Consider the following 19280-nt stretch of genomic DNA (forward strand, 5'->3'; position numbering starts at 1 on the left):
CGACTGATTCTAAAGGCTTTTTTTAGCCTTGAAAGAAACCGCCTCTCAGGGCGGTTTTTTGTATGTGTCCACATTTTGTCCACAGCGCTCGTTTAAGCATTACAGATTCTGCACCCGGAAATCCGCCGAGCGATCGATTTCGTCGCCGGCGACCATGAAGCGGCCATGACCGCGATAATGCAGTGTGCGGGGAAGGTCGATCGAGGTGTCGACATGGGCCTTGACGATCTCCCAGATGAAAAGCTCGTGGCGATCTATCTGGCTGTCGTCGACCAAGCGGCACTCGAAGCTGGCATAGCATTCCTCAACGAGTGGTGCATAGACGATCTTGCCCGGTGCCGGTGTCAGCCCGAAGGCGTCGAACTTATCGAGCGCATCGCCATCGCTATTGCCTACCCCGACCACGGCGTCGGCCAGTTCCAGTGTCGGTATGTTGATCGTGCACTCTCGGCTTTCGCGCACCAGGCGATGGCTGTGATTGGTGGCGGTAATTAGGCAACTGAAATGTGCTGGCGTGAAGCCGAGCATCATATGCCAGCCCATTACCATCAGGTTGCGTTCGGTCTGCCACTGCGAACCCACCAGTACGATGGGGCCGGTTTCCAGATGACAGCGGCATTGATCGAGGGGGAAGTCGGTCTTGCGTGGTGTCATACCTTCTCCTTGCACGATGGCACTCCGACTAAAATAGACCATTGCGGCAGAGAAAGGCGTTGGCGGGGACCAGACATAAATAAGCCCGGCCGAGGCCGGGCTGCGGACGTTGCGTCACTGCATTGTCCTGTCGAGCTCCTTGCGACCTCTCCACACTTCCTTGTGCGCGGTGCTGAGCACCGAGGTCGTATCCCTGCTCGACGGCGCCCACGGTGTCATAGTGAGCAGGTGGCTGGATTGATCTGAGTTAAATACCTGACAATTTTACTCAGATATTATCTGTCCAGTATTTCGGGATGACGTCAATGCTGACCCATTGTGTCGGCATTGGCTTACTAAAAAGACATCGGATATAGGTAAACGAGGCGTCTCTAATGTGTTATGTTTTGTAACCGTGAGCCATGGACGGCGAGGAACCTTCAAGGACGTCGCGATTCCATCGCGTAGTGGCTCACACTGCGTACGACGTTTTAGCCCTCCCTTTGCGGAGGGCTTTTTTCTGCCTGGAAGGTGGTGAACCGGGTCTTCCCACGCTTTTCTGCCTCTAAACGAAACAGGCCCATGCACGGGCATGGGCCTGTTTTGACGCCTTTACTGCGCGGGGACGAGTTTTGCCCCGGCGGAAAGCATTTAACGCTTCATGAGGGCATCCAGAGCGGCGTTCAGCGTAGCGCTGGGACGCATGACCTGGCTGGTCAGGTCATAATCGGGATGGTAGTAGCCGTTGATCTCTACCGGCTTGCCTTGCACTTCGGTGAGCTCTTTGACGACCTTGTCTTCGTCGGCTTCGAGCGATTTAGCCAACTCGCTGAACTGCTCCTTCAACTCGGCGTCTTCGTCCTGAGAGGCGAGTGCCTGGGCCCAGTAGAGCGAGAGGTAGAAGTGGCTGCCGCGGTTGTCGATTTCGCCGATCTTGCGTGACGGCGACTTGTTGCTGTTGAGGAATTCACCGGTGGCTTGGTCCAGCGTCTTGGCGAGAACCTTGGCCTTGGCATTGTCGTACGCCTTGGCGAGATGCTCGAGCGACGCGGCCAGGGCGAGGAACTCACCCAGCGAGTCCCAACGCAGGTGGTTCTGCTCCAGGAGCTGTTCGACGTGCTTGGGCGCGCTGCCGCCGGCACCGGTCTCGAACAGGCCACCGCCCTGCATCAGCGGGACGATGGAGAGCATCTTGGCGCTGGTGCCGAGCTCCATGATCGGGAACAGGTCGGTCAGGTAGTCGCGCAGCACGTTGCCGGTGACGGAGATGGTGTCTTCGCCCTTGCGGGTGCGTTCCAGCGAGAAGCGCATGGCGTCTTCCGGCGCCATGATCCGGATATCCAGGCCGCTGGTATCGTGATCCTTGAGGTAGGTCTCGACCTTCTCGATCAGCTTCGCATCATGCGCGCGATTGGCATCCAACCAGAAGATGGCAGGGGTGGCGCTATCGCGGGCACGCGTGACGGCAAGCTTGACCCAATCCTGAATCGGCGCGTCCTTGGTCTGGCACATGCGCCAGATGTCGCCAGCTTCCACGTCGTGGCTGAACAGCTGATGACCGTTCTCGTCGGTGACGACCACGGTGCCGTCGGCTGAAATCTGGAACGTCTTGTCGTGAGAGCCGTACTCTTCGGCCTTCTGCGCCATCAGGCCGACGTTGGGCACGCTGCCCATGGTCGTCGGATCGAAGGCACCATTCTTTTTGCAGTCGTCGATGGTGACCTGATAGATGCCGGCGTAGCAGCGATCCGGGATCACGGCCTTGGCATCATGCAGCGCATCGTCGGCGCCCCACATCTTGCCGGAGTCGCGAATCATCGCCGGCATGGAAGCGTCGATGATCACATCAGAGGGCACGTGCAGGTTCGTGATGCCTTTGTGCGAGTTGACCATCGCCATTGGCGGACGCTCTTTATAAAGGGCGTCGATGTCGCTCGTGATCGCTTCCTGCTGCTCGCTGGGTAGCGACTGGATGGCGCTGTAGAGATCGCCGATGCCGCTGTTGGGGCTGAAACCGGCCAGCTTGAGGGCGTCGGCATGCTTCTCGAGCACATCCTTGTAAAATTCCTCGACCACAATGCCGAACATGATCGGGTCGGAGACCTTCATCATGGTGGCCTTCAGGTGCAACGAGAACAGCACGCCGCGCTTCTTGGCATCCTTGATCTCGCTGTCAATGAAGTTGCGCAGGCGGCGGCTGCTCATGCACGCGGCGTCGACGACTTCGCCTTCCTGAACCGCCAGGCCTTCCTTGAGGACGCTGGTGGTGCCGTCTTTCTGCTTGAGTTCGATCTTGAGCTTGCCGGCCTTTTCGATGGTGGCGGACTGCTCGCTGCCATAGAAATCGCCTTCGCTCATGTGCGCGACATGCGACTGAGAGTCGGCGCTCCATTCGCCCATACGGTGCGGGTACTTGCGAACGTAGTTCTTGACCGACTGCGGCGCGCGGCGATCGGAGTTACCTTCGCGCAAAACTGGGTTGACCGCGCTGCCTTTGGCCTTGTCGAAAGCGGCCTTGATTGCCTTCTCTTCGTCGTTTTTCGGCTCGTCTGGATAATCCGGCAGCGGGTAGCCCTGGCTCTGCAATTCCTTGATCGCGGCCTTGAGCTGCGGGCCGGAAGCGCTGATATTGGGCAGCTTGATGATGTTGGCTTCCGGCGTCTTGGCCAGTTCGCCGAGCTCGGCCAGGTCGTCGCTGATGCGCTGCTCGTCGCTGAGCAGATCCGGGAACTGCGCGAGGATGCGGCCGGCCAGCGAGATGTCACGGGTCTCGACGCTGACGCCGGCCGTGCTCGTGTAAGCGGCGATGATCGGAAGCAGGGAGTGGGTCGCCAGCGCGGGGGCTTCATCCGTGAGCGTATAGATGATCTTCGGCGTGTTGGACATTTGGATATTGACCTCTCTTGTCACAGCGGTTGCACGAATCTTCAGCAGTGCGGGTTGGCTGGGGCGATGCAAGTGCTTGCCGGCGATCTTGGGCAGCCCCACTCGTGCGGCGATGATGCCGTCCCCGCGAAAGTGCTTGGATCATCATGCAGATAGTGAATTCGGTTGGCCCATTATGGTGCCGGCGACCCAGCGGTCGTGCCAGATTGTACCAGTGCAGTGTTTGTTGCGCATATAGACTGTCGACAATCTTGTCATCCGAAGGCAAGCGCTTGTCGAGCCTGGCGACCGCTGCGAGACTCGCGGGCGTTGCGTCATGATAGTCGGGCATGGCTGGAAAGGGGGAGGCGATATGACATTTCTGATCGGCGTGGGCATACCATTGCTGGTGCTGGTAGGCGTTTGGTGGGGCGCACGGATAGCGCTCAAGCACCTTGTCGCTCGAGATCAAGCGACGCGAGAGCGGATGGCTTGGGCCATCGCGGCGGTCGTCGCGGCACTGATTGCTATATACCTCTGGCTGCTGCTGACCATGCCGGTATTGCCTGAATAGGGCGACAGGGCCGCAGGAGTGTCAGCAAAGGCAAGAAAATGCTCGTGATTTGACAAGCGATTAAGTCTTGTCTAACTTTTAGGTGTCGACGAGGACAACGGCCACCGGGACGTGGCGTCAGGGACTAAAGTTGTTCTCAACCGGCAGGAAGCCGGGTGACGGTGCTCATGGCGTCAGGAAAGACAACATGGGTATCTGCGCTTTAGCGCTAATCCATAGGCATGGATGCCGACAAAAACGCTCATAAGGAATTTGAGCGTGCTATGCAGATCAATTTCTGTACAAGTTGTAGGGGCGGGGCTTACAGGGTCGCGCCCTTATTGCGTTAGGGGTTTTGAACGTCGCCCAAGTACCGGTTGCCTATGAGGCTTGTTTGGCCACGCTATCCTGACTATCATCATGCGCCGTTGCCGGTGTAGCTCAGTTGGAAGAGCAACGCACTCGTAATGCGTAGGTCGGTGGTTCGAGTCCACTCACCGGCACCAGCCAGATATCTGCAGACCGCCGCCACGGTGTTTCCGGGCGGCGGTTTTGCGTCCTCGCCGCACGTGCTCGGCATTTCATGCCTGATCCTCTGGCATCCTGCCGGATTCCTCTGAAGTTTTTACCGCACGCTTTGCGGCACCTTCCGTCCTCTCCTAACGTTAAGGTTGGTCGAGCTGCCTGACACGGCTCGGCCCCACACGATGTTTCCTGATGGCGAGCGCCTGCCAGCGCCAAATGGCGTGCCTCGAGCGTCGCCCAAGAACGATGCCAGCCTTGACTAGTGAATGGTGAGGACAAGACATGGATGACCGTGAGCGCCTCAAGACTGAGGTTTCGTATTATGACCCCCAGCGACACCCCGAATCGCCGTCGCGGCGCCGCTTCCTGAAGACTGCGGGCGCCTCTGGGTTGGCGGTGGCGGCCGCGCCGGCGTTGTCGTCGGTGAGCTATGCCGGCTCGCCGGATGATCCCGATACGCAAGCCGAGGCTCCCCCCGCCGCAGGCCAGCGTCGCATCACCCTGACCGTCAATGGACGTCGCCATCAGCTCGATGTCACACCCAACGTGATTCTGCTCGATGCGTTGCGTCACGGCCTGCAATTGACCGGCACCAAGAAAGGCTGCGATCACGGTCAGTGCGGCGCCTGCACGATCCTGGTCAACGGCACGTCCATCAATTCCTGCTTGAGCCTCGCCGTGGCCCATGACGGCGATGAGATCACGACCGTCGAAGGGCTGGAGAAGAACGGCCAGCAGCATCCGTTGCAGCAGGCGTTTCTCGAGCATGACGCCTATCAGTGCGGTTACTGCACGGCGGGTCAGATGATGAGCGCGCTGGCAGTCCTGCAGGATGACGACATCGGTACCAGCGATGCCGACGTGCGCGAGGCGATGAGCGGCAATATCTGCCGTTGCGGCGCCTACAAGAACATCGTCGCGGCGATTCAGTCCTCCCGGAGCGCCGTGAAGGGAGGCAAGGCATGAGACATTTCGATTACGCCCGCGCCGAAAGCCCGCAACAAGCAGTCGCGGCGCATGGCAGCGATCGCGATGCCGCCTTCCTGGCAGGCGGCACCACGCTGCTGGACCTGGTCAAGCTCGACGTGATGCAGCCGCAGAAGGTGATCGACATCAACGGCGTCGATCTCGATACCATCGAGCGCCTCGACGACGGTCGGTTGCGCATCGGCGCGATGGTGACCAATACCGCGCTGGCGCGGGACGAGCGCGTGGTCGAGGATTATGCCGTGCTGTCCCAGGCCCTGCTGGCGGGCGCCTCGACACAACTGCGCAACAAGGCCACCACCGGCGGTAATATCATGCAGCGGGTACGCTGCCCCTATTTCCGCGATGGCGTCTCCGCCTGCAACAAGCGTGAGCCTGGCAGCGGTTGTGCGGCGATCGGCGGTGTCAATCGGACCGTCCACGCCGTGCTCGGCACCAGCGACAACTGCATCGCCACGCATCCCTCGGACATGTGCGTGGCGATGGCGGCGATCGGCGCCACGGTCGAAGTTCAGGGGCCGGAAGGCACGCGCGAGATCGACTTCGGCGATTTCCACTTGCTACCCGGTGACACGCCGGCCCGCGAGCATGCGCTCGAGCCGGGCGAGTTGATCACCCATGTGGTTCTCGACGCGCCGCTCGAAGGCAACCGATCTGCCTATCTCAAGCTACGCGACCGTCAGTCTTATCAGTTTGCGCTCGCCTCCAGCGCGGTGATCGTGCGCATGGACGGTAACACCATTCGCGAGGCCCGGGTGGCCATGGGCGGTGTCGGCACCAAGCCGTGGCGGGCGCCGGAAGTGGAAGCGGCGCTCAAGGGCAAGACCGCCAGCGAAGCGCTCTTTACGGATGCTGCCAAGCTGGCCTTCGAGAAGGCCACGGCCTATTCACAGAACGGCTACAAGATTCCGCTTGGCCAGCAGGCCATCGTGCGCAACCTTTCCGATCTGACCGCCGCCTGATCGCCCGCGAGGAGAACCGACCATGAGCGACAAACAGCAAAGCATCATCGGCGCGGGCGTGCCGCGCATCGACGGTCCGGACAAGCTCGCCGGCCGCGCCAACTATGCCGCCGACAACCTGCCGCCCAACATGGCATACGGCTATGGCGTGTTCAGTACCATTGCCAAGGGCAAGGTGACACGAATCAAGGTCGATGAGGCGAAGCGGATGCCGGGCGTCATCGATATTTTCCATCATGGGCATTTCCCGTCGCTGTACCGGACGCCGTCGAGCTTCGTGCAGGGCAACAAGGTGGAAGAAACCCGGCTGCCGTTCGAGGACGAGCGGGTGTACTACGAGGGCCAGTTCGTGGCGCTCGTGGTCGCCGACAGCTTCGAGAACGCGCGTGCCGCCGCGCGCCACGTCGAGGTCGAATACGCCTCCGAATCGGCCGTCGCCAACCTCGCCCAGGGCCTCGAGGACAACGGCACGCAGGCGGGTGGCGGTCACTCGCGTGGCGATGCCGCCTCGGCCTTCGACAGCGCCGACACGACCATCGACGTCACTTACCACACGCCGGTGGAAACCCATAATCCGATGGAGATGCATGCCTCGGTGGCGTACTGGGACGCGCAGGGCAATCTGACCATCTATGACGCCTCGCAAGGGGTCGTGGTCGAGCGCAATGCGCTGTCCAAGATCTTCGCCATTGCGCCCGAGCGCATCACGGTACATGCGCCGTATATCGGCTCAGGCTTCGGCAGCAAGTTGTGGACCTGGCCACATGCGATTGCCACGGCGGCGGTTTCGCGTGAAGTGGGCCGCCCGGTGCAGCTCGTCGTTCCACGTCAGCAGATGTTTACCACCACCGGCCATCGTCCCGAAACCCGCCAGCGCATGCGCCTGGCGACCGACGGCAACGGCAAGTTGGTGTCGCTGCGTCACGAGGCGATCAACACGACCTCGTTCACCGATCAGTACGTGGAAACCTGCGGCAGCGTGACCAAAAGCCTCTACAGCTGTCCCGATCTGACGGTGAGCCATGCCACGACGCAGGTGAATCGCGGCACGCCGACCTCGATGCGTGCGCCGGGTGCGGCGCCGGGCCTGTTCGCGCTGGAATCCGCCATCGACGAGATGGCGTTGGCGGCGGGCGTCGATCCGGTGCAGTTCCGGCTCGACAATTATGCCGAGCGTGACGAAAGCCAGGATCTGGATTTCTCCAGCAACCACATCGTCGAGGCCACGAAACAAGCCGCCGAGCGCTTCGGGTGGCACGAACGCAATCCGCAGATCGGCAGCATGCGCGAGGGTCGTGAGATCGTCGGCTACGGCATGGCGGCCTGCAATTGGGAAGCGCTGAAGCGACCCTGCGATGCACGCGTGTCGCTGCGTGCCGATGGCACCGCCTTTGCCTCCTGCGCGACACAGGACATCGGTACCGGCACCTACACTATCGTGGCGCAGGCGGTGAGCGATGTGACCGGTATTCCAGTCGACCGCATCACCGTCAAGCTGGGCGACTCTTCCTACCCGGACGGACCGATCTCCGGGGGCTCCTGGGCCACGGCGACGACCCTGCCGGCCATCGCCGGCGCGGCGCGCAATGCCCTCGACGAGTTGAAGCGCTACGCCACCGGCAGCAACGGTATTTTCGCCGAGGCCAGCGCGGACGATCTGAGTGTGGCCGATGGTGCTCTGCGTTATGACGGCAAGCAGGCGAGTTTTGCCGAGGTCCTCGATGCCGCGCGTTACGGCAGCGCCGATGGCGAAGCGCATACCGAGGCCGCTGACTCGAAATACTCCTATCGCTCCTTCGGTGCCCATTTCGTCGAGGTACGTTGGGACCCGGGCATCTCGCACCTGCGTGTGTCGCGCGTGGTCAGTGCCATCGATGTAGGCAAGGTGATCAACGAAACCACGGCGCGCAATCAGGTCGAGGGCGCCGTCGTCATGGGCATCGGCATGGGGCTGTTCGAAGCCACCGAGTACGACGAGCGTAACGGTCGTCCCGTGAACAACGACTACGCCGAGTACGTAGTGCCGGTACACGCCGATCAGCCGGAGATCGACGTCATCCTACTCGACTACCCGGACCTGGCGTTCAACGAGTACGGCGCACGCGGTATCGGCGAGATCGGCATCACCGGGCTTGCCGCCGCCATCGGCAATGCGGTGCACCATGCCACCGGCAAGCGTATCCGCGAGTTGCCCATCACTCTCGACAAGCTGATGGACGACGTGCCCCAGGCGCAAAGCGCCTGAGGCGCGTCGGCTGACCTCAGCGCCTCGCGCCGCCGCCAGTTGGCGTCGCGAGGTGTTGCAATTCAGCGGGCGTGTCGATGTCCAGCAGGATGCCGGGGTCATTGATCTTGATTTCCCGGTAGTGCTCGGGGTGCTGGCGGATGAGTCGCCGCGCCCCGGCGTCGCCGTCCAGGCGTGTGAGTGCTGGCCAGAACGCGCGCCCGAATAGCACCGGGTGGCCGGGATGACCGGCGTGACAGGGGCGCAGAATGTGTTCGGCGTTGGCGAGACGCTGTAGGTGAAGCAGGGTATCGCACCGTATGGCGGGCATGTCGCCGAGAAGGATCGCCGCCGCCTGAACGTCAGCGAGCGCTGGGTCGTGCGTGAGCGCCGTGAAGGCTTCGGCCAGGCTGGTGCCCAGCCCGCGCTCGGCGTGTGCGATACCTATCACGGGGGCGTGCTCGTCCAGGCCGAGATGCGCTGGCGTCTCGGTGTCGCGCAGCACCACGCGACAGTGAGTGAAGACCTCGGCCGCATGCGCGAAGGAAGCGTTCAGCAGCGTCTCGCCCTCTGCGAGCAGGGCGCGGCGCTTGTCCTGCTCTCCGAAACGCCGCGAGCTTCCGGCGGCCATGATCACGGCGACTACGAGCTCACTCACGGTAACCACGCGCTTACAGGGCATCGCGTGCCTTGCCGCGTCGCACGCGTACGATATCGGCCATCACCGCCAGCGCGATTTCGGCGGGTGTCTTGCTCCCGAGAGCCAAGCCGATGGGCATGTGCAGACGTGCGATCTCTTCCTCGCTGAGCCCGCCGGTGCGTGCCAGGCGCTCGGCACGCACCGTCGAAGTGCGTTGCGAGCCCATGACCCCGATGTAGAACGCCGGCGTGCGCACGGCCTCGATCATGGTCAGGTCATCCAGGCGCGGGTCGTGGGTCAGGGCGACGATGGCCGTCGCCGCGTGACTCGCGCCCGAGGCAATGACGGCGCTGGGCAGCTCGCGTCGCGTGCGTACCCCGGGAAGCGCCACGTCTTCCCATGCCTCTTCGCGCGGGTCGCAGACGATGACCTCGAAGCCCAGCGAGCGCGCGAACTCGGCGCAAGCGATCGAGACCGGCGAGAGACCGGCCACGATCAAGCGCGCCACCGGCCCCAGGCGCATTTGGGCTTGGCGCTCATCACGCGTTACCCGCGGACCTTCGTTGTCGTCATTGGCAAGCGTTGCGAACCCAGTGACGAGATCGACCTCGCGAATGGCCGGGCGCTGTCCACGCAGAACGTCGTACAAGGCCTCAAGATGCGAGACATTTTCACGCGTCGGCGGCAGTCGCTCGATCAGTACATCGAGAATGCCATCGCAGGGCAGCGTCACCGACGGTCCGTCGGCATGCCCGTCGCCGTAGCGCAGCGTGGTGATCGGCGCCCCGAAGGCACCCTGGGTCAGGCGCTCGAGAAAATCCTCCTCGATGCAGCCGCCCGACAAGGAACCTGCATGGCGGCCGTCCCCGCGCGCGACGAATAGCGAGCCCGGCTCACGGGGCGACGAGCCGAACGTCGCCAGCACCGTGCACAACCACACCGTTTCACCGTCGCGGGCCCAGTCGAGCGCTCGCTCGATGACCTGCAAATCCAAGTGTTGCATGCTCAATACGCTCACCCATAACTGTGTTGCCATGCTTCGCCGATGCCTGCCCTGGCGGGACACGGTAAGCATTTCATGGGCCTACTATACCGCGCATGACGTGCCCTGTGGGCGCAGCCTGGTGACAGCTAGCCGGGCAACAGGCGCCGCCGCTTGGAAGCGACCGGCCGCGCGCCGGGAAAACGGTGCTCGATGACGCGCATCACGCTGGTGAGCACCAGGGTCAGGGCGAGATAGATACCGGCGATGAGCAAAAGCGGTTCGTAGACCAGGAAGGTTTCGTCGCGCACCATGTTGGCGGCCTTGAGCAGGTCCATCAGCGCGATGGTCGAGACCAGCGGCACCGATTTGAGCAGCAGGATCAACTCGCCGGTCAGTGTGGGTAGACACATCTGGATGGCGCGCGGCAGCCACAGCCGATAGAGGATCTGCCAATGGCTCAGGCCAAAGGCGCGGCCCGCGGCCAGTTCACCCTCGGGCACGCTCAAGAGCGCGCCGCGCAGCACCTCGCCCGTATAGGCGCCGACACTCAGCGTGAAGGTCAGCGCACCATAGAAGAACGGATCGCGCAGCAGCGGCCAGATCAGGCTCTCCTGCAGGCCAGGGATCTCCGGCAGCAAACGCCCTACGCCGTCGTAGAAAAAGAACAATTGCACGAGCAAGGGCGTGCCGCGTACCACCGTGGTCACACCGGTGACCAGCATCGCCAGCGGACGGGGGCCGCGCAGACGGATCATGGCGAAGGTCACCGCTAGCGCGAAACCGCAGACGGCCGAGACAGCGACCAGCCACAGGGTATTGACGAAGCCTGTCCACAGGGCCTTTTGATAGAACGGATCGCTCAACCAGGAAAAGTCCATGTCTGGGTGCTCCTTAGGTGCTGGGCTGGCCGCGTCGGACGTAGCGCTCCGCGCGGGCGAACAAGGCGTTGGAGCCCAGCGTCATGACCAGGTAAAGCGCCCCGGCGAGGGCGTAGAACAGGGCATAGTCGCGGGTGCTGGCGGCCGCTTGTTGGGCGGTGAAGAATAATTCCTCGAAGCCGATCACGCTGATCAACGCGGTATCCTTGACCAGGATCAGCCACAGGTTGGACATCCCGGGTAGGGCGTTGGGCAGCATGGCGGGGAGCACGATGCGGTAAAAACGTGTCGGGTGCGAAAAGCCATAGGCATCGGCGGCTTCCAACTGTCCTTTGGGGATCGCCTGGATGGCGCCACGGAAGACCTCGGTCATGTAGGCGCCTTGCACGAAGGCGAGCACGCCCACGGCGGTGACGAAACCGCTGATCTCGATGTGCGTATCGCCGCCGAATTCGGCGAGCAAGGCGTTGAGTGCCTGGCTGCCGGCGTAATACAGCAGGATGATCAGCAGTAATTCGGGAATGGCGCGGACCAGCGTGGAATACGCCGTGCCCAGGCCGCGCAAAGGGCGCCAGGGGCTGAGTCGCGCGGTGGCGCCAATGAGCCCCAGGCCGAGCCCGATGGCATAAGCCAGCAAGGCGATTTCCAGGGTTACCAGGGCGCCTTGCAGGATCGGGCCGAGCCATTCCAGCAGGCCATCGCTATGATCGCTTGGCATGGTCGAATCTCGCGGTGTCGGAACGGGACCGGCCGGGCAGGCCCGGCCGGAGGATCGCGAGGCGGATCAACCGCCGCAGATATCGGTGCCGAAGTACTGCTGGGAGAGCTCGGCGCAGCGACCGTTGTCGAGCACGCTGGCGATCGCGGCGTTGAGCTTGTCGCGCAGGGCGTCGTCTCCCTGGCGCAGACCGATGCCCACGCCGTCGCCGAAGGCATCATCACGCGGTGCGGTGGCGCGGATCTCGAAGTCCTGTGCGGCGTCGCGCTCGAGGAATTCCGTCATAGCGATCTTGTCGGCGAGAATGGCGTCGACACGCCCGGCGATCAGGTCGCGATTGGCCTGTTCCTGCTGATCGTAGACCTTGAGTTCGACGCCGGTATCGGCCAGCGAGCGACGTGCGAAGGTGGCGTTGGTGGTCGAGCCCTGAATCCCCAGGATCTTGCCGTCCAGATCGTCGGGAATTTGCATGTCGTTGGCCTTGGCGGTGACGTACGCCGAGGGCGTGAAGTAGTACGGATCGCTGAAGGCGATGACCCGCTTGCGCTTCTCGGTGATCGACAGCGAATTCATGATCATGTCGATCTTGCCGCTGTTGAGCGCCGGGAAAATTCCGCCCCATCCGGTCGGCGTGATTTTGCACGCGGCGTCCATTTCCTTGCAGAGCGCCTGGCCCAGTTCGACCTCGAAGCCGGTCCAGCTACCGTCGGCATCCTTGTAGGTGAACGGCGGGTAGGGCTCTGCCGAGATGCCGATCTTGAGCGGTTCGTCCGCCATCGCCGAGGTGGCGCTCAGCGCCAGCAGAACGATGCCCGCTGTCTGCATCAGGGTCGCTTTCAGTTGCTTGATCATCATGGTTCCCCATCGTTGTTGTGTCGGGCCGTGAGGGCCCGGGATGATATGGCGCCGTTGGCGGCGCCACGTGAAAGGCTCAGGCCACGCTCGAGACGAACTGACGACAGCGCTCGCTGGCCGCGGTCTCGAAAACTTGCGTGGGGGTGCCGATTTCCTCGACGCAGCCCTGGTGCAGGAAAGCCACCTGATGAGAGACGTCACGCGCAAAGCCCATCTCGTGGGTGACCAGCAGCATGGTGCGGCCCTCCTCGGCGAGACCGTGGATGACGCCGAGGACCTCGTTGACGAGTTCCGGGTCGAGGGCCGAGGTGGGCTCGTCGAACAGCAGCACGCGGGGCTCCATGGCCAGGGCTCGGGCGATGGCGACGCGCTGTTGCTGCCCGCCGGAAAGATAGGCGGGGTATTGGTCGCGCTTGTCGGCCATGCCGACTCGTTCCAGGTAATGTTCACCCAGCGTCACGGCCTCGCGTCTGGACAGGCCACGCACGCGCATGGGGGCCTCGGTGACGTTGCCGAGCACGCTCAGATGCGGCCAGAGATTGAATTGCTGAAAGACCATGCTGACCTGGGTCCGCAGGCGTTGCAGTTGACGACGCTTGATACCGGCGCGCGTGTTTTGGGAGACGCCGGAGCGAATGTTTTGAGAAAAACTCAGCGATTCGCCGGCGATGGTTAGGTCGCCGCTGTCCGGCGTCTCGAGAAGGTTCATGCAGCGCAGCAAGGTGCTCTTGCCGGAGCCGCTGGAGCCGATGATCGAGACCACGTGGCCTTCATGTACGTCGAGCGAGACGTCCTTGAGGACCTCCAGTTCGGCGTAGCGTTTGACCAGGTGGCGGGCCTCGATGGCCAGGTTATTGTGATTAGCCATACCCCTCCTGCAGTGAGTGGAAAGATAGCGGCTCGGGTATCGTCACCGGGCCGCGCGTGCGGTCATGCCTCGGCCGTCGTGCGGCACTCGGCGGCGCAGCGCGCCAGGCGTCGGCAGGCTTCGCGCAGGCGATCGGCGTCCACCGTCAGGCTCAAGCGCACGAAGCCCGATGCCGAAGGGCCGAAGGCATCCCCGGCGAGTACCGAGACGCCCTGGGTATCGAGCAAGCGGTCGGCAAAGGCCTGCGCGGAAAGCCCCGTGCGGCGAATATCGACCATCATGAACATGCCGGCCGCAGGGCGCAGCGCCTCGACGGTATCGTCGTCGGCGAGGATCTCGAGCACGCTGTCGCGGCGCATCCGGTAGGCGCGACGCATCTCGTCAAGCGCCTCAGGCGGATGTGCCAAGGCCTCGCAGGCGGCCTCCTGGATGAAATCGGGGCTGCCGTAGAGCATGCACAGCGCCAGGTGGGTCAGGTGCTGGATCAAGGGCTCGGGCCCGATCACCCAGCCCAGACGCCAGCCGGTCATGGCGTGCGACTTGGAGAGGCTGTTGACGATGGCGGTGCGCTCACGCATGCCCGCGAGACTATCCGGCGAGAGATGTTCGCCATCGTGGATCAACTCGGCATAGACCTCGTCGGAGAGCAGCCATAGATCATGCTCGCGGCACAACGCGGCCAGTGCCTCCCAGTGGTCGCGGCTCAGCACCTGGCCGGTGGGGTTGTGCGGGCTGTTGAGCAGCAGCGCACGGGTGCGCGGCGTGACCGCGGCGGCGAACTCTGCGGGGTCGGGCTGGAACGCATTCGTCGCACGCAACGGCACGCGCACCAGGGTCGCCCCCGCGGCCTGCAGGGCCGCTTCGTAGGTCACGTACATCGGCTCGGGCACGATCACCTCGTCGCCGGGGTCGAGCACGCACTGCGCCACTGCATACAGGCCGCACTGCGCGCCGGCCATGACCGCGACATTATCGGCCTGGGTATCCGGTGCGCCGCCGGTTTGGCGGTGCCGACGCGCGATCAATTCGCGCAGCCGGGCCTTGCCCTGTACGTCGGCATAGTGCGTGGCACCGGCGCGCAGACTGTCGACCGCGCTGTCGACGATCGGCGTCGGCGTGGCGAAATCCGGATCGCCCACCGAGAGGATGATGACGTCGTCGCCCTTGGCCTGACGCGCCAGGGCCCGGTAGTGGATGTCCCAGGCGGCGGCACCTTCGCCGGCGATGCGCTGGGTCAGTCGGGAATACTGCATGCAAACTCCTTGCTGGCGGTCGCCGTGCGTTACAGGCTGGCCTTGACGGCGGCCAGACCGGGCTCGCCGTCACGGGTGGTGACGCCGTCCAGGAATTCGGCCAGTTCATCGGGATGATTTTGCAGCCAGTCGTGAGCCACCGTCTTGAGCTCGCGCTCTTCCAGGCCGTATTCGCGAATGAAATCGCTTTGTTGATCGGCGGTCAGCACGAACTGATCCAGCAGGCGCATGAGGTTGGGGTTGGCCTCACTGAAAGGCTTGGCGACGATGGTGCGCACGTCGCTGCGGCCCTGGTTCTCGCCGTAGATGCCCTCTGGGTCGTCGAGGATATGCATGTCGAATTCCGGCACCATCCAATGCGGCGTCCAGCCGTAAAAGGCGACCCAGCGCTTCTCGTCGTAGGCGCCGCGCACGGCGCTGAGCATGCCGGGTGTCGAGGACTCCAGCAGTTCCCAGTCGCCCAGGCCGTAGGTGTCGTTGCGTTTGGCGTCGTTGATGAAGTCACTGACCGTCGAGCCCGACTCGATGGAATAGTAGCGGCCCTCGAAACGTTCGCGGTTCTCGGGATCGTCGAGCTGCTCGGCGCTGGTCACGCCGGCATCGTACACGTAGCCGGGGACCGCGAAGCCCATGCGTGCACCGGTGACGTTGTTGCCCAGGTCGACGATGCTGCCGTCATCCATCGCGGCGTCGTAGCTAGTCTGCTGAGCGGGGAGCCAGCCGGCGAGGAAGACGTCGCTGTCGCCGGTTTGCAATGTCTTGTAGCCCACCGTGCTGCTGAGCTCCTGGCGCTCGTTGGTATAGCCCAGCGGGGCCAGGATCTGCGCCATGATTTCGGTCTTGACCGTGACGCCAGGCCACGGCGGAGCGACGAAGGAGACCTGGGTGGCCTCGTCGGTGGCATGGGCGTGAGCTGCCAGGGGCAGCAGGGCAAGCGCGGCCATCAGCCGCGTGGTGGTGCGTCGCATGATGTCTCCTGGTGAATACGATGAATTCAAGCGGACCATCTATCGGCCTCGACGTCGATCAGGGTCGGCCCCTGGGCTTGGCGCGAAGCCTGGAGTGCCTGGTGCAGCGCGGCACGCGTCGAGACGCGCACGCCGTGGCAGTCCATCGACCGGGCCAGTGTCACGAAATCTGGCGCGGCAAGATCGACGCCGAGACGCGGCACGTCCTGGGCGTCCATGTAGCGGCGGATCTCGCCATACCCCGCGTTGTTCCAGATCACGATTGCCAGGGGCACGCCGGCCTCGCGCGCGGTGGCGATTTCACTGAGGGTGAACATGAGCCCGCCGTCTCCGACCAGCGCGATCACCGGCCGCTCGGGCACGCCCAGGGCCGCACCCAGGGCGGCGGGCAGCCCGTAGCCGAGCGTGCCGTAGCCGGTGGCGGCGTTGAACCAGCGGCGTGGCGCGGGCATCTCGGCGATGAAGTTGCCGGCATATACCGGCCCGGTGGAGTCGCCGACGATAGTGGCGTCGGGCAATGCCTCGCGCAGGGTGTCGAGGAAGTCGGCGTAGGGGGCGACATCGTCGGCGTCACGCAGCGCCAGCGCCGCCCGGGTGTCGGCGACGCGTGCGGCGCCCTCGCGCGAGGCCTGATGGGGCAGGCGTTCGAGCAATCCCAGGGCCACTTCTCCGACGTCGGCCAGCAGGGCGAGGTCGGTGGCGTGATTGCGCGCCAGCTGCTGGGCATCGATGTCCACGCGGATCAGCCGGCCATCGAGCCGAAAGCCGCCATCGAAGGTCAGGTCATAGTCAGTCTCACCGAGTTCGGTGCCCAGCGCCAGTACCACATCGGCGTGGCGGGCGAGTTCACGGCCGGCGGGCAGGCTTGCGCAGGCGCCGAGGTCGAGCGGGTGATCGCATCCCAGCACGCCCTTGGCGTTGATGGTGGTCATGGCGGGAGCGTCGAGGCGTTCGACCAGGGTGCGTACCGCGTCGCCGGCAGCGACGCAGCCGCCCCCCAGCAGCACCAGCGGGCGTGCGGCGTCGGCGAGCCAGTCGGCGGCCCAGGCCAGCGCAGCATCGGGGGCCGTCGGCGGAAAGACCTCGGCGATACGCGGCCGGGTCTCGGGCGCGGGCAAGGCCATCACGTCGAGCGGGATTTCGATGTGCACGGGGCCGGGGCGGGCGCTCTTGAAGACGGCAAAGGCGCGTCCCAGTACCTCGGGCAGAGCCTCGGGCGTCTGTAGGGTATGGCTGAACACGCTGACCCCGGACAGGGTGTGTTGCTGATCGGGGAGTTCGTGCAGACGGCCCTGGCCACGACCCAGGGTGTCGCGTCGATTGACGCTGGAAATTACCAGCATGGGCACCGAGTCGGCGAGCGCCTGGCCCATGGCGGTGGCGATGTTGGTCATGCCCGGGCCGCTGATGATGAAGCAGGCGGCCGGCTTGCCGGTCGCGCGGGCGTAACCGTCGGCCATGAAGCCGGCTCCTTGCTCGTGGCGCGGCGTTACGTGGCGCAGACCGCTGTCGGGCAGACCGCGGTAAAGCTCGACGGTATGCACGCCGGGGATGCCGAAGACGGTCTCGATGCCGTGAGCGACGAGCAACTCGAGCAGGCGATGGGCGCACTGGGTCATGCCGAGTCCTCGACGCTGGGAGTTTCGCCGAATGGCGAGCGTGACATGACACGCTCGACCATGGGGATGAAGTCCTCGAGAGGCCGCGTGGGGTAGTCGGGGTCGAAGGCGCACTGGTCCCACTCGTCGCAGAAGCGCACGGTGCGCGCATAGGCGGGATGATCGCGATAGGCCTCGCGCGCGTGGGGATCCATGCCGTAGAAGGCGCGGTAATGATAGCCCTGGAACAGCTCGTGATGGCGAATCATCCACACATTGAGCGGATCGATGAAGGGTTCGAGGATCGCCGCGGCAATTTCCGCATGATTGGCGGGCGCCAGGTCGTCGCCGATGTCGTGGAGCAGGGCGCAGACCACGGTCTCTTCGTCGGCGCCCGCCTCCAACGCGCGGGTGGCGGTTTGCAGGCAATGTTCGTAACGATCGACGGGGTAGCCGTGGGTATCGCCCTTGAGCCGCAACAGGTGCTCGAGCACGCGGCGGCTGGCATCGTTCTGGTAGTGCTGGAAATGCGCGTCGATCAATGCCCAGTCGGCGCGGGTGCTTTCATCGAAACGGGTGAAGGTCGCCTGGTTCATGGGGTGACTCCTTGAGCGGTATGCGTTGCGCCATGCCGCGCGCTTCCACCGAGCACGCGGCGCCGGCTGGCGGTACTGTCGCGATCGACATAGCCCTGGCGCATGTGACGCACGCCGCCCTCGAGCTGGTACGCGGTGCGGCCGTGCAGCAGCCGATAGTTGTCCATGATCAGCATGTCTCCGGGGCCGAGCTTGAGATGCACGGTCAACGCTTCATCGGTGATCAAGCGATAGAACCGCTGCCGCGCGGCGTAGTAACGCTCGAGCAGCGCCGCGTCGTGGGCCGCGATGCGTTCCGTGCGGTTGGAGTAGCGCACGCGCGCCAGTTGCCCTCGACTGTCGAGTTCGATCAGCGGCCCTTCGCTGGCTAGGTCGGTGGTGGCATCGGTATAGCGAAACTGTGTCGAGAGGCGCGTCAGGCAGTCGAAATCCTCGGGCGCTTCGGCTTTGAGGCGCTGCGCCGCCATGAAGCCATCGGTGAGCGTGCTGTCGCCCCCGGCGGCGGCATTGCTCAGGCAGTGCAGCCAGATATAGCCGGGAATCGGATCGCGATAGGGATTGTCGGTGTGCGGCTCGAGCCCGCGTTGCGTCATGGTGAGATCGTACGCGTTGGCCACCGATTTGACGTCGGCGATACCGCCCCAATTGGTGCGGCGCAGCGGACCGATACGGTCGATCAACGGCTGCATGCCCTCTTCCTCGCAGGGCACGCCGCTGACCTTGACGAAACCGTAACGATGCAGGTCCTCGAGCATCGCCAGCAGGGCGTCGTCGTCCTCGAGCGCCGAAGCGAAGCTGGCCTGGGGAAGCGTCTCGAGGTTGGCGTCCCATAAGCTGAGTCCGGGCGCGACGTCGGCATTGTCGGGCGCAGCGTCGGTGAGCAGTGCATCCAGCGCATAGGTAGTGGTGTGATCGTCGCTGAAGCGTACGTGGAGGGCCTGCGCGTCGCAGCTTGCCGACTCGATCTGCAGTGTCAGGGGCAACTGGGCGGCCTCGATCAAGCGCTGCCCGGTGCGGGTGTCGAGCGTGGCTGCATCCGGTGCGCGCTCACGCAGCCAGAGGGCGGCGAATTCACGCCGCTGGCCGGCGGCGTTCAGAATCAGACGGCGCCCTGCGTCCTGGAGTTCGACGTCGGCGGAAATGGACATGAACGATGCTCTCCACTGCTGGCA

Annotated in this window: 17 protein-coding genes and 1 tRNA gene; 5 read left to right on the plus strand and 13 right to left on the minus strand. The window is 63.9% G+C overall.

From position 1 onward, the window contains the following. Window positions 1-99: 99 nt before the first annotated feature. Window positions 100-654, minus strand: coding sequence for a flavin reductase family protein (locus KZO83_RS00110; RefSeq protein WP_247619327.1), 555 nt, complete (start codon window positions 652-654; stop codon window positions 100-102). Window positions 655-1284: 630 nt separating this feature from the next. After that, a complete protein-coding gene (locus KZO83_RS00115; protein WP_246894022.1) occupies window positions 1285-3519 on the minus strand; it encodes an NADP-dependent isocitrate dehydrogenase in 2235 nt (744 codons plus the stop codon). A 352-nt stretch (window positions 3520-3871) separates the two neighbouring features. On the opposite strand from KZO83_RS00115, the gene KZO83_RS00120 reads away from it, so the two are divergent. The 5 genes from KZO83_RS00120 (at window position 3872) to KZO83_RS00140 (ending at window position 8770) form a co-directional block, all read left to right on the plus strand. After that, window positions 3872-4072 carry a hypothetical protein gene (locus tag KZO83_RS00120; RefSeq protein WP_139312325.1) on the plus strand — a complete coding sequence of 67 codons (201 nt, stop codon included), beginning with the start codon at window positions 3872-3874 and terminating at the stop codon, window positions 4070-4072. 409 nt (window positions 4073-4481) lie between these two features. After that, window positions 4482-4557, plus strand: a tRNA-Thr gene (locus KZO83_RS00125). 301 nt (window positions 4558-4858) lie between these two features. Next, entirely contained in the window at window positions 4859-5542 is a 684-nt protein-coding gene (locus KZO83_RS00130; RefSeq protein ID WP_247619328.1) for a (2Fe-2S)-binding protein, read from the plus strand. Beyond that, on the plus strand, window positions 5539-6525 hold the full coding sequence (locus KZO83_RS00135) for an FAD binding domain-containing protein (RefSeq protein ID WP_247619329.1): 987 nt from the start codon (window positions 5539-5541) through the stop codon (window positions 6523-6525). Before KZO83_RS00130 ends, KZO83_RS00135 begins: the two co-directional genes overlap by 4 nt. A 22-nt stretch (window positions 6526-6547) precedes the next feature. Next, window positions 6548-8770 (plus strand): xanthine dehydrogenase family protein molybdopterin-binding subunit, encoded by a 2223-nt coding sequence (locus KZO83_RS00140; protein ID WP_247619330.1) that lies wholly within the window; start codon window positions 6548-6550, stop codon window positions 8768-8770. A gap of 16 nt (window positions 8771-8786) precedes the next feature. Here the strand turns inward: KZO83_RS00140 and KZO83_RS00145 are convergent, their stop codons facing one another. The 11 genes from KZO83_RS00145 to tmpA form a co-directional block, all read right to left on the minus strand. Continuing rightward, window positions 8787-9407, minus strand: coding sequence for a nucleotidyltransferase family protein (locus tag KZO83_RS00145; protein ID WP_247619331.1), 621 nt, complete (start codon window positions 9405-9407; stop codon window positions 8787-8789). Window positions 9408-9420: 13 nt separating this feature from the next. After that, window positions 9421-10392, minus strand: a complete 972-nt coding sequence (locus KZO83_RS00150; RefSeq protein WP_247619332.1) for an XdhC family protein — start codon at window positions 10390-10392, stop codon at window positions 9421-9423. Between the two features lie 128 nt (window positions 10393-10520). Then, window positions 10521-11252: an ABC transporter permease gene (locus tag KZO83_RS00155; RefSeq protein WP_247619333.1), complete on the minus strand. Its 732-nt coding sequence runs from the start codon at window positions 11250-11252 to the stop codon at window positions 10521-10523. 13 nt (window positions 11253-11265) lie between these two features. Next, window positions 11266-11970 (minus strand): ABC transporter permease, encoded by a 705-nt coding sequence (locus KZO83_RS00160; protein WP_247619334.1) that lies wholly within the window; start codon window positions 11968-11970, stop codon window positions 11266-11268. A gap of 66 nt (window positions 11971-12036) precedes the next feature. After that, the gene (locus KZO83_RS00165; RefSeq protein WP_247619335.1) at window positions 12037-12825 is read right to left on the minus strand and encodes a transporter substrate-binding domain-containing protein; all 789 of its coding nucleotides are present in this window, start codon (window positions 12823-12825) and stop codon (window positions 12037-12039) included. Between the two features lie 76 nt (window positions 12826-12901). Then, window positions 12902-13693, minus strand: a complete 792-nt coding sequence (locus tag KZO83_RS00170) for an ABC transporter ATP-binding protein (protein WP_247619336.1) — start codon at window positions 13691-13693, stop codon at window positions 12902-12904. Between the two features lie 62 nt (window positions 13694-13755). Continuing rightward, the gene (locus KZO83_RS00175) at window positions 13756-14946 is read right to left on the minus strand and encodes a pyridoxal phosphate-dependent aminotransferase (RefSeq protein ID WP_247619337.1); all 1191 of its coding nucleotides are present in this window, start codon (window positions 14944-14946) and stop codon (window positions 13756-13758) included. A 29-nt stretch (window positions 14947-14975) separates the two neighbouring features. Then, window positions 14976-15914 (minus strand): ABC transporter substrate-binding protein, encoded by a 939-nt coding sequence (locus KZO83_RS00180; RefSeq protein WP_247619338.1) that lies wholly within the window; start codon window positions 15912-15914, stop codon window positions 14976-14978. Window positions 15915-15940: 26 nt separating this feature from the next. Next, a complete protein-coding gene (locus tag KZO83_RS00185) occupies window positions 15941-17533 on the minus strand; it encodes a 5-guanidino-2-oxopentanoate decarboxylase (protein WP_247619339.1) in 1593 nt (530 codons plus the stop codon). Further along, window positions 17530-18108, minus strand: a complete 579-nt coding sequence (locus tag KZO83_RS00190; RefSeq protein ID WP_178998468.1) for an HD domain-containing protein — start codon at window positions 18106-18108, stop codon at window positions 17530-17532. Before KZO83_RS00190 ends, KZO83_RS00185 begins: the two co-directional genes overlap by 4 nt. Beyond that, the gene (gene tmpA / locus KZO83_RS00195) at window positions 18105-19256 is read right to left on the minus strand and encodes a 2-trimethylaminoethylphosphonate dioxygenase (protein ID WP_247619340.1); all 1152 of its coding nucleotides are present in this window, start codon (window positions 19254-19256) and stop codon (window positions 18105-18107) included. Before tmpA ends, KZO83_RS00190 begins: the two co-directional genes overlap by 4 nt. Between the last annotated feature and the right edge of the window lie 24 nt (window positions 19257-19280).

Source organism: Chromohalobacter moromii (genome assembly GCF_023091865.1).
Lineage (GTDB): Bacteria > Pseudomonadota > Gammaproteobacteria > Pseudomonadales > Halomonadaceae > Chromohalobacter > Chromohalobacter moromii.

Bases quoted from the DNA above. Each gene is read 5' to 3' on its own strand.
- KZO83_RS00140 (WP_247619330.1), top strand. From the start codon at position 6,548: ATGAGCGACAAACAGCAAAGCATCATCGGCGCGGGCGTGCCGCGCATC.
- KZO83_RS00115 (WP_246894022.1), bottom strand. From the start codon at position 3,519: ATGTCCAACACGCCGAAGATCATCTATACGCTCACGGATGAAGCCCCC.
- KZO83_RS00175 (WP_247619337.1), bottom strand. From the start codon at position 14,946: ATGCAGTATTCCCGACTGACCCAGCGCATCGCCGGCGAAGGTGCCGCC.
- KZO83_RS00130 (WP_247619328.1), top strand. From the start codon at position 4,859: ATGGATGACCGTGAGCGCCTCAAGACTGAGGTTTCGTATTATGACCCC.
- KZO83_RS00190 (WP_178998468.1), bottom strand. From the start codon at position 18,108: ATGAACCAGGCGACCTTCACCCGTTTCGATGAAAGCACCCGCGCCGAC.
- KZO83_RS00160 (WP_247619334.1), bottom strand. From the start codon at position 11,970: ATGCCAAGCGATCATAGCGATGGCCTGCTGGAATGGCTCGGCCCGATC.
- KZO83_RS00165 (WP_247619335.1), bottom strand. From the start codon at position 12,825: ATGATGATCAAGCAACTGAAAGCGACCCTGATGCAGACAGCGGGCATC.
- KZO83_RS00120 (WP_139312325.1), top strand. From the start codon at position 3,872: ATGACATTTCTGATCGGCGTGGGCATACCATTGCTGGTGCTGGTAGGC.
- KZO83_RS00170 (WP_247619336.1), bottom strand. From the start codon at position 13,693: ATGGCTAATCACAATAACCTGGCCATCGAGGCCCGCCACCTGGTCAAA.
- KZO83_RS00185 (WP_247619339.1), bottom strand. From the start codon at position 17,533: ATGACCCAGTGCGCCCATCGCCTGCTCGAGTTGCTCGTCGCTCACGGC.
- tmpA (WP_247619340.1), bottom strand. From the start codon at position 19,256: ATGTCCATTTCCGCCGACGTCGAACTCCAGGACGCAGGGCGCCGTCTG.
- KZO83_RS00180 (WP_247619338.1), bottom strand. From the start codon at position 15,914: ATGCGACGCACCACCACGCGGCTGATGGCCGCGCTTGCCCTGCTGCCC.
- KZO83_RS00150 (WP_247619332.1), bottom strand. From the start codon at position 10,392: ATGCAACACTTGGATTTGCAGGTCATCGAGCGAGCGCTCGACTGGGCC.
- KZO83_RS00155 (WP_247619333.1), bottom strand. From the start codon at position 11,252: ATGGACTTTTCCTGGTTGAGCGATCCGTTCTATCAAAAGGCCCTGTGG.
- KZO83_RS00135 (WP_247619329.1), top strand. From the start codon at position 5,539: ATGAGACATTTCGATTACGCCCGCGCCGAAAGCCCGCAACAAGCAGTC.
- KZO83_RS00110 (WP_247619327.1), bottom strand. From the start codon at position 654: ATGACACCACGCAAGACCGACTTCCCCCTCGATCAATGCCGCTGTCAT.